Genomic DNA, 540 nt, shown 5'->3' on the forward strand with positions numbered 1-540 from the left:
TTACAACCGTACCACGACCTGAGATTGAGAACACGTCCTCAACAGGCATTAGGAATGGCTGATCTACAGCACGCTCTGGCTCTGGAATATAAGAATCTAGCGACTCAACCAACTTCTTAACAGCAGTTGTACCTAGCTCGTTATCATCTTCGCCGTTCAATGCCATCAAAGCAGAACCTGCGATAATTGGCGTATCATCACCTGGGAACTCATAAGTGTCTAGCAACTCACGAATTTCCATTTCAACCAATTCAAGCATCTCGTTGTATTCTTCTGAACCTGCACCACCACAGTCTTCAGCCAACAAGTCAGCCTTGTTCAAGAATACTACAATGTAAGGTACACCTACCTGACGAGACAAAAGGATGTGCTCACGAGTCTGAGGCATAGGACCATCAGTCGCACCACAAACCAAGATAGCACCATCCATCTGAGCAGCACCTGTGATCATGTTCTTAACATAATCGGCGTGCCCTGGGCAGTCAACGTGAGCGTAGTGACGATCAGTTGAATCATACTCAACGTGAGACGTCGCGATAG

Annotated in this window: 1 protein-coding gene; it reads right to left on the bottom strand. The window is 46.9% G+C overall.

Annotated features, from left to right (window positions below; genetic code table 11):
• A partial coding sequence (locus A3757_RS03660) for a GTP-binding protein (RefSeq protein WP_231878206.1) occupies window positions 1-540 on the bottom strand: 540 nt, incomplete at both ends.

The organism is Oleiphilus sp. HI0117 (genome assembly GCF_001635235.1).